The sequence below is a fragment of the Nocardia sp. NPDC057663 genome (assembly GCF_042799895.1).
Classification (GTDB): Bacteria; Actinomycetota; Actinomycetes; order Mycobacteriales; family Mycobacteriaceae; genus Nocardia.
Genome location: NZ_JBHVHX010000007.1, coordinates 255977 through 264156, shown reverse-complemented (window position 1 = coordinate 264156; position 8180 = coordinate 255977). Strand labels below are relative to the sequence as shown.

The following is an 8180-nucleotide window of genomic DNA, read 5'->3' as shown; positions in this document are numbered from 1 at the left end:
AAACCCCCCCTTCTTTCTACCACACCCATTATCGCTACCCCGCGATATTACCCCCCATGCCCCCCCCCTAACCCCCCCCAACAACCCCTTGGGCCGGGCTGCGCCCACCCCCCAACCCCCCGCCATTGTGTTGTTTCACTTCCCTTCGAGCGCAGCCGATTCAGGTAGACCGCGCTCGAGAGAGGAGGTGATGCTCGTGGTACAAGGTCATGGCGCCGTTCGCCCTACCGAAACATCTCCATTTGCAAGACTGCTGCTTGCACTGTTGACGTCTATTCAGCGCGGGTGACACCAGCGACGCGCCGGATCTGTCGCAGCGTCGACGCCCTGTTGCCATCAATCAGTCTGCGATTAATGCGCCCGATCCTCGTCATGTGTTGCGCCTGGTGCCGGACGGCCATCCGGCACCGGGCGATAGAAAGAACGTATCCCCACAGATGTTCTGTGGGGATACGTTACGTGTCCGGAGGAGGATCCGACCCACAACCCCACGCTTGTGCACTGCACGGTACTGCGACTGCCGTGAACAACGACTGCATTCGTTCAGGACTGCGCGGAGGCGGCGCTGTCGAACTAGTCGGCGTGCAGATACACCGGAATACTGGTGTGCCCGTTGGAGATGAAACTCTGCACCGGCGCCAACTCGGCAGGGCTCGTGGCCAGCCTCATCTCCGGGAACCGGTCGAACAGCGCAGGCAGCGCAACGGCCGCCTCGAGGCGGGCCAGCGATGCGCCGATGCAGTGGTGTGCTCCGTGGCCGAAGGCGAGGTGCTGCTCGCGGGTGGCGCGGGTGGGGTCGAACTCGGCGGTGGTGGCGCCGTGGACTTTCGGGTCACGGCTGGCAGCGGCGTAGGAGGCCAGGATGGCCTCGCCCTTGCCGATCCGGTACCCGCCGGCGATGTCGATGTCCTCGACCGCATACCGCAGCGGCAGGTGCGCCACCGGCGCCTGGAAGCGCAGCGTCTCCTCCACCACGTCCGCCCACGACACATCACCTGCGGCGACCGCGGCACGCTGCTCGGGATGGGTGAGCAGGGCGACGATCGCCTGGTCGAGCAAATTGACCGTGGTCTCGTGACCGGCGTTGATGACCAGCATCAACGTGTCGACGAGCTCCTTCTCCGACAGTGTGGAGTCGTGGTCCTCGTCGCGGGTGGCGATCAGCACGCTGGTGACGTCATCACCAGGATGCTCTCGACGGTAGGCGACGAGTTCGCTGACCAATCGGTACATTTCGAGGTAGTTGGCCTGCGCCTGTTCGGCGGTGAAGGTGCCGTCGAAGAAGCCGTCGACGCACTTGTGCAGCGCAGGCCCCAGCTCTTCGGGGACACCGAGCAGTTCGGTGATGACCCGGATCGGCACCGGGTAGGCGAAGCCGGTGCGCAGATCGACCGGCTCGCCGGCCGGGGTGGCCGCCAGCGCGTCGAGCAGACTCTCGGTGATCTCGGCAATGCGCGGACGTAGCGCGGTGCTGCGACGATGACTGAATGCCGGGGAGACCAGGCGGCGCAGCCTGCGGTGATCGACGCCGTAAGCGGTGAACATGTTGTCCACCGCGACCCACGGCAGCAGCGGCCACGCCTCGGTGATCTCGCCGTTGATGAACGACATCCAGTGCTGTCGGGGGTCTTTCGACACCCGAGGGTCGGCGAGCAGGCTCCGGAGCACCCCTTGATCGGTGACCGACCAGGCGGGCACTCCGCCGGGCAGCTCGACCAGCGCCACCGGACCACACTGCTGAATGCGGGCCGACTCACCTTGGATGTCGGCGCCGGTCGGATCCAGCACGATCGGTTCCATGACATTCTCCTTCATATCAGGGACCGCGGCCCGTGATCGATAGTGCCGCAGCCGGTTTCGCCGCGCGGTAGGCACGTTACCTCGCGGCCGGGGCGCCTAAGGGACGAACAGCGGCGCAGACGGCGGGAAGCTGATCGGTAGCGTCGTCATTGCCCGGTGGAACGGTCCCGGCCGCCAGGCGATCTCGTCCGCCGGCACGGCCAGGGTCAGGTCCGGCAGCGCGTCGAGCAGTTGGTCGAGCGCGTCCTGCGCGATCTGATAGGCCACCGATCGCGCCGGGCAGGCGTGCGGTCCGGCACCCCAGGCAAGGTGGGATCGGTTGCCGTTGCGGTCGCCCTGGGCGATCGCCGGGTCGTTGTTGCACGCGGACAGGCTGATCACCACCGGCTGGTTGGCGGGCAGCCATACGTCGTCGATCATGACCGGCTGCCGCGGATAGGTGGTGCAGAAGTTCGCCATCGGCGGATCGAGGAACAACACCTCGTCCAGCGCGTCGCGCGTGGACAGGCTGCCCGCGATCACCCCACCGCCGAATCGGGAGTCGGTCAGGATGAGCAGCAGCGCATTGCCGATGAGGTTCTGCATCGGCTCGATACCGGCGCCGTAGAAACTGATCAGGTTGTACAGCATCTCTTCGTCGTCGAGACCTGCGGCATGGTGAGCCAGCCGCGAGGTCAGATCATCGCCCGGTTGAGCCCGGCGCATGGTGACCAGCTCCATCAGTGCCGCAGACAAGTACTCCATCCCCCACGCCGCATTGACGGTGTCGAACAGCGCGGCCATCCCGGTGGCAACCCGCCGTCCCAGCTCCGGAGTGCAGCCGACCACCCGGTTGAGTGTCTCGAAGACCAGCGGAAAAGCGTACTGCGTCAACACGTCCGCGGAGCCGGTGCCGCAGAACGAATTGATCAGCGGGATGGCGACCTGTTCCACGGTCGTGTGGAGGGCGTGGTGGTCGATGCTGTCGATCGCGGCGACGTAGGCCTGCCGATAGCGGGCGTGGACCGGTCCGGAGTTGCGCAGCGCGTTCGGATACCACTGCATCATCGGCCGCACCGGGCAGTCCTCCGGGATGCTGTCCTGCCACACCCGCGGATCCGCGGGAAAGTGGTCGGGGTCGTGCAGGATTCGCACCGCGGTCCGATACCCGAGCACCAGGTTGGCCGGGACGCCCGGCGACAACTCGATCGGCGCTATCGCCCCGTACCTTTCGCGCATGGCGCGGTAGTTCCCGTGCGGATCGGCAGCGAACTCGGGTGCGTAGACGAGTCCCTGCACCGGGCAACCAGCACCTTGGTCGGAGTACGACGGCGACTGCGGCGCGAGCCGACGGGAGACATGAGTGTCCTCCACAGGCAGTGTTCCTTCCCGAATGGACCACGGGTTCTTGCGCCCCAGCGAATACCGTTGGTGCGCAACCGAACCCAGTTATTGACATCGCGCTAATAGCGTTATACCCCGGGCTGGAGCAGCGAGCAAGCTCGCGACCGTGATCACACTGCCGAGCCATGCCATCAACACATCGCCACGACACTGTCACACCTGCGGGACCACCGAGATCGGCGAGACATACCGGCGAGTAACGGGTTCAGGCGGCAGCCGAACCAGTAAGTTGCCTGCCCCCGCAGCCACGATGCGATTGCCGGCAAGTCACCGTCTGGCCCGCAGAGCGAGCCCGACTCCAGCGAGCACCCGGACACACCATCCGACGCCGGCCGTGCATCGTTGCCAGAGACCCCGGACCCGCGCGGCGCCCGAAGGGATACCGCGGACGAAGAGCGGGCGACTGCCGCGCGAATCGCCAGAATTTCGACCGGGCCGAAGCCTTCGGCCAGCGCAACCCACTCTCCCGGAACCTGCCGCATCGAACAAGTGAACCGTCGGCCGAACGACTCAGTCTCGCCGTGTTGATGTTCGCTCTCGACGCGAGTAAGTCACCGGCCGAACCGCGCGAACCGCGTGCAGCCAGCAGTCAGAGCGGGCCCAGGCACAGGGGCATAGCGGACGAGATCAAGGTCGTTTACCCACCGACGGCCTCTGCAAGACGTGGCAGCTGACGCAGCGGATTGCGGTGTTCGATGTCCATTCGTTGGTCGGCGTCGAAGACATCGCTCAGCCCTGGTGCAGGGTCGGTGGATCCGGACTGGGGCAGGGTCGCCGCGCTGAACGGCCAGTCGGAACCGAAGACGATGTGGTCGGAGCTGGTGACAGCCAGAACGCTGGCCATCGCGGCGGCGGAGCCGCTCAGGGCGGTGTCGTAGTAGAACCGTGAGATCTGGTTCTTCATGTCGAGGACGGAGGGCTTGGGCGTGCCCGCCGGCCACAGGTCACCGAGCACGGTCTGCGAGGCGACGCTGATCCGATGGGACAGGAAGGGCACCGTACCGCCGGCGTGGGCGAGCTGGAACCGGATGTCGGGGTAGCGCTGGGTCATGCCGGTGACCATCATCATGGTGGCCGCGCGGGTGGTGTCGAAGGTGAACTCTTCGAGGAAATCCGGAAGTGGCAGATCGGGTTTGGCGCCCGCGGGGATGGCTGCCGGATGCACAAAGACGAAGGCCTTGCGCTGGTTGAGGGTCATCATGAGCGGTTCGAAGCGGGGATCACCGAGGTAGATGCCGTCGTAGGCCGAGAGCAGCACCACACCGTCGAGGCGCAGGGTGTCGAGCGCATAGATTGCTTCGGTGATGGAGGCGAGTACGTCCGGCATCGGAAGGACCGCGAACGCCCCGAATCGGCGGGCGTGGCTCGTGAACAGTCCAGCGGCGTAGGAATTGCAGTAGCGTGCCATGTCTTCGGCTTCCTTCCCATGCAGGAAGGTCACGCCGGGATCGGAGATCGACAGTGCCTGCGCTTGGATGCCGTAATAGTCCATGAAGCCGAGTGCGTCCTCCGGTGACCACGTCGGCGTCGGGTAGCCACCGATGGTGATGTGGCCGTGTTCGAGCAGGGCTGCGCGGTAATCCGGCGGCAGGAAGTGCGCATGGAGGTCGACACGGTAGGTGCCCGAAGGCGGCTCCTGTCGGCGTACGGGTGCGGCGTTCGCCGCAGGAAGTCCGACGGCAAGCACGGCAGCACCCACGGCGGCACCCCCGAGGAGGCGACGGCGGCTCGGCCCGGACACAGAGGAGGTCAATCGAGGCTCGCTTTCATCGATGCGGAACGGTGGAACAACGGATACGGGCGCACGCGTCGAGCGCGATGCCGACTAGCAGGTCCTCCTGGCCGCCGACCACCGACCCGAACCGACTCCGTCGTGCGCGCTTGTCGCCCTCACCTCCAGCGCCTTGATGATGAAAGCATCAGATATGACATAGCTTGCTGTCAAGCACATCTGAACAAATTATCAACTCACACTCGACGCGGATTCGAGCCGACGGACGCCGACCTGGCGATGACGCCCTCTGGCGGCGCCCAGGATCAAGCCCGGCCCGCCATGACCTCCCTGCTGTGGCGATTCGCCACGAGAACCCCGAGCAGTCCGAACCCACGGCGAGTGGGCTCGAAAGACGCAATGCCGGCGCTCGGACTGACGCGGCCCGCGAGATCGGCCCGGTGCGGGAGGCCAGCTAGCCCAGGACGCCTACGCCAAGGGCCGCACCGGCAGCGCATGGGGCAACGTGCACCACAGATTCGCAATCATGAGTTCGAATCGCCCTAGCGCACCACACTCCGGTACCCCAACCTTGATTCAGCCTCCGCACGAAGCGCGGAGGACGGAGCCGAACAAGGCTCGACCTCGACCGTCGGGCTGTGCGCAGCGCACGGAGGTCACTCGAGCTCCCACCGCTGACCGACACGCGAGATGAAAGCGCACGACGCATGACCGGAGATGTCCATGAAGTATCCCGTCACGCCACCGTCCTCGTTGCCGATGACGACGAGGACACCCGGCGTTCGATCGCCCGCGGTCTGTCACTGAACGATTTCGACGTGTATACAGCGGCCGACGGCGCGGAGGCGATCGCGGTCTGTCGCAGTCACGAACCGGACATCGTCGTCGTAGACTGGCAGATGCCCACCCTCGACGGGCTCGGATTCATTACTGCTATGCGGGCATTCGGCAGCACCGTGCCGATCTGCGTCATCAGCGCTCGGACCGATGTCGCCGATCGGATCGCGGGGCTCGACGCCGGGGCCGACGACTACCTCTGCAAACCCTTCGCGCTTCCCGAACTCACCGCCCGGCTGCGCGCCCTCCGGCGCCGCACCTCGGCGAAGCCCGCCTCGACCGACACCGTCGTCACCGATGGCGTGCGGCTCAACCGATTCCAACGTCAGGTATTCGTCACCGACACCGAGGTCGAATTGACCCGGCGCGAATTCGATCTGCTTAGTGCGCTCGTGGCCGACCGCGGCACCGTGGTGTCGCGAGAACGGCTACTCGAGCTGGTCTGGGGAGGCGACGCGCCACAAACCAATGTCGTCGACGCTTTCATCTGTCATCTGCGTCGAAAGCTGTCTCCGCCAGGCACACCCGAGTTCATCCACACCGTGCGCGGTATCGGCTATGTCGTGCGATAGGCAGCTCGGCGATACCGGTCGTGCAAGGAAGTATCGCACCTCACACGAACATGAACGCATCCTCAGAATTCCCCGACCACCATCTTATTAGCCGCGCATACGGTCTGGACCGAGCACGTTCTTCCCCTGGAAGGTCTCCTCTTTCCGCCCGCGGCCGCCTCGCCGGTTCGATCCCAACTCCCCTGAGAGGTTCATGATGTTGTCTCCCGGCGCACTCGCTGCCGTCGTCACCGTCCGTCTGCTGCAACGATCGGCCCTGGTGCTTACCATCGTCGCAACGATGTCGGCGACCCTGCTGACCACCGGGATCGGCGCCCGCGCCCACGGCGCCTACGACCCCGCCGGGTTCGACTTCTACGTCGAGTCGAGCATGGGTCCGATCAAGTCCCGCATCTTCCGCGCCGCCGACGGCAACACCAACCGCGTCGTCTACGCACTCGATGGCATGCGCGCCCGCGAAGACCTCAACGGCTGGGAGATCGAATCCGACGCCGCCCGCAGGCTCACCGAACAGAACATCAATGTCGTCATGCCGATCGGCGGGCAGTCCAGCTTCTACGCCGATTGGGAACGCCCCTCCACCTTCTACGGCGCCACCATCGACGCCTACGCCGACTCCGCCGGGCTCGACGAGATCCCGGCGTTTTCAGACGGCCCCGGCAAGTCTTACACCTACGCCTGGGAAACCTTCCTGACCCGAGATCTGCGCAACGCCCTGCGCGACCGGCTCGGGTTCAGCCCGGTCCGCAACGGCATCTTCGGCCTGTCCATGGGCGGCAGCGCCGCGATCACCCTGGCCGCCTACCACCCGGACCAGTTCAGTTTCACCGCGTCGATGTCCGGATACCTGACCCCCTCCTCGCCCGGCATGCGGACCGCGATCAGCACCGCGATGGTCAATGCCGGCGGCTACAACCTCGCCTGCATGATCGACTCGCCCCTGTCGACGAAATGGCAGCGCATGGACCCGTTCGTCTTCGCGCCCCGGCTCATCGCCAACAACACCCGGGTCTGGGTCTCCGCCGCCACCGGCGTGACCACCGACCGATTCGACAAGGACACCCTCGCCGGGTCGGCACTGGAAATCCTGGCCTGGGCGAGCACCCGCACCTTTCAGGCCCGAATGACCACTCTCGGCGCGAAGAACGTCACCTACGACTTCCCCACGACGGGACTGCACAACTGGCGACTGTGGCAGGACGAGCTCGTCCGGATGCTGCCCGACCTGTCGGCCAGCATCGGATGAACCGTCCGCCCCGCGACCCGGGTCCGAGGAACAAGTATCCTTCCAAGCCACTCCCAGAAGGACCTGAGAACAGCCGAGGGTAACCCTCGCCCAAGCCGCAAGGAGGCAGAAGTGTCCTTCCCGGACAGCTCCCGTCACGAATCCGAATCCGAGTGGTACCAGGCGGGCCTATCCGTCCGCCGAGATGTGATGGGAGATCAGTTCGTAGACCAAGCGCTTGCCCGTACGGAGGGAACCGACTCGGCAGAGCTGCAGCGGTTTGTGACTGAACACGTATGGGGCGCGATATGGAATCGTCCTGGCCTGGACCGGCGGAGCCGCAGTCTGCTCAACCTCGGGATACTGACAGCTCTGCGCGCACACGAAGAGTTGGCCGGCCATGTTCGCGGTGCCCTGGCCAACGGACTCACAAGGGAAGAGATCACCGAAGCGGTCCTCCATACCGTTGGATACTGCGGCGCCCCAGCGGCACTGTCCGCGATGCGAGTCGTTCAGCAGACATTCGACGCGGACATCCAGTAGCCGGGTCACTCGCTCAACCGAGCCCGAAGACGTGGCCCACCCTCCAATTTGTCACAGTGGCACGGCAGTCGAACCGGATAGCAGGGAA

The 8180-nt window shown here is 65.5% G+C and carries 6 protein-coding genes; 3 read left to right on the top strand and 3 right to left on the bottom strand.

The genetic code is table 11. The features are described 5' to 3' along the window. Positions 1 to 573: 573 nt before the first annotated feature. The 3 genes from ACFVAV_RS18675 to ACFVAV_RS18665 form a co-directional block, all read right to left on the bottom strand. Entirely contained in the window at positions 574 to 1800 is a 1227-nt protein-coding gene (locus tag ACFVAV_RS18675; protein WP_379036189.1) for a cytochrome P450, read from the bottom strand. A gap of 96 nt (positions 1801 to 1896) precedes the next feature. Further along, positions 1897 to 3078, bottom strand: a complete 1182-nt coding sequence (locus tag ACFVAV_RS18670) for a cytochrome P450 (protein ID WP_379036249.1) — start codon at positions 3076 to 3078, stop codon at positions 1897 to 1899. Positions 3079 to 3820: 742 nt separating this feature from the next. Next, entirely contained in the window at positions 3821 to 4882 is a 1062-nt protein-coding gene (locus tag ACFVAV_RS18665; RefSeq protein ID WP_379036188.1) for an amidohydrolase family protein, read from the bottom strand. Positions 4883 to 5622: 740 nt separating this feature from the next. Between ACFVAV_RS18665 and ACFVAV_RS18660 the strand changes: the two genes are divergently transcribed. The 3 genes from ACFVAV_RS18660 (at position 5623) to ACFVAV_RS18650 (ending at position 8092) form a co-directional block, all read left to right on the top strand. Then, positions 5623 to 6324 carry a response regulator transcription factor gene (locus tag ACFVAV_RS18660; protein WP_379036187.1) on the top strand — a complete coding sequence of 234 codons (702 nt, stop codon included), beginning with the start codon at positions 5623 to 5625 and terminating at the stop codon, positions 6322 to 6324. A 196-nt stretch (positions 6325 to 6520) separates the two neighbouring features. Then, a complete protein-coding gene (locus ACFVAV_RS18655) occupies positions 6521 to 7570 on the top strand; it encodes an alpha/beta hydrolase (RefSeq protein ID WP_379036248.1) in 1050 nt (349 codons plus the stop codon). Between the two features lie 189 nt (positions 7571 to 7759). After that, the gene (locus tag ACFVAV_RS18650; protein WP_379036247.1) at positions 7760 to 8092 is read left to right on the top strand and encodes a carboxymuconolactone decarboxylase family protein; all 333 of its coding nucleotides are present in this window, start codon (positions 7760 to 7762) and stop codon (positions 8090 to 8092) included. The last annotated feature ends 88 nt before the right edge of the window (positions 8093 to 8180 follow it).

Bases quoted from the DNA above. Each gene is read 5' to 3' on its own strand.
- ACFVAV_RS18675 (WP_379036189.1), bottom strand. From the start codon at position 1,800: ATGGAACCGATCGTGCTGGATCCGACCGGCGCCGACATCCAAGGTGAG.
- ACFVAV_RS18660 (WP_379036187.1), top strand. From the start codon at position 5,623: ATGACCGGAGATGTCCATGAAGTATCCCGTCACGCCACCGTCCTCGTT.
- ACFVAV_RS18655 (WP_379036248.1), top strand. From the start codon at position 6,521: ATGTTGTCTCCCGGCGCACTCGCTGCCGTCGTCACCGTCCGTCTGCTG.
- ACFVAV_RS18650 (WP_379036247.1), top strand. From the start codon at position 7,760: ATGGGAGATCAGTTCGTAGACCAAGCGCTTGCCCGTACGGAGGGAACC.